The sequence below is a fragment of the Pseudoalteromonas sp. MTN2-4 genome, from assembly GCF_042848605.1.
GTDB lineage: Bacteria > Pseudomonadota > Gammaproteobacteria > Enterobacterales > Alteromonadaceae > Pseudoalteromonas.
This window is the reverse complement of sequence record NZ_BTGK01000067.1, coordinates 1-500: the sequence shown is the minus strand read 5'-3', so window position 1 is coordinate 500 and position 500 is coordinate 1. Positions and strand designations below refer to the sequence as shown.

Here is a 500-nt window from a genome sequence, read left to right as displayed (position 1 = left end):
CGTTGTAACCGGCAAATAATAGTTGGCTATAATTTGTGAGGCACGAACAAAGCCAACTGTTATTTGTCCGTGTTTACAACCTTGTTAGCAGTTGATGCTCGTATAGTCATCGTAACTATGATGCTGAAACTTTATAGTAACTCCGTCTACAAACTCAAAAATAGCTGATACTGATTCATTATTGCTTTCATATCCAACTGCCTTGAGGACATGGCTGACGACCCCCTTAAACTCATTTAAATTAACCAATACTAGACTACTAGTTAAACAAGTATTTACAGGCTCAGAAGGTGATTCTCCGCTTTTCCAGAATATTGTTTCCCCATCAAAGCAGAGTTTCTGCCATTCCTCGTCGAATTTTAGATAAGCAACATTTGCAGGATCAGTAATAGTTTCGCCTTCTTGCTGTTGAATTAAGTAAAAGCCTTTGCATTGTTTCCCAACAATATCTGGCTCAACTCCATTGATGTAAAAGCTCAACTAGAACCTCCAAAGACTGC

1 protein-coding gene is annotated in these 500 nt (G+C 38.6%); it reads right to left on the bottom strand.

The window, feature by feature from the left end:
- Window positions 1-84: 84 nt before the first annotated feature.
- Complete coding sequence (locus ACGHEH_RS21745) at window positions 85-480, bottom strand: hypothetical protein (protein ID WP_390449884.1); 396 nt, start codon at window positions 478-480, stop codon at window positions 85-87.
- Window positions 481-500: the final 20 nt, after the last annotated feature.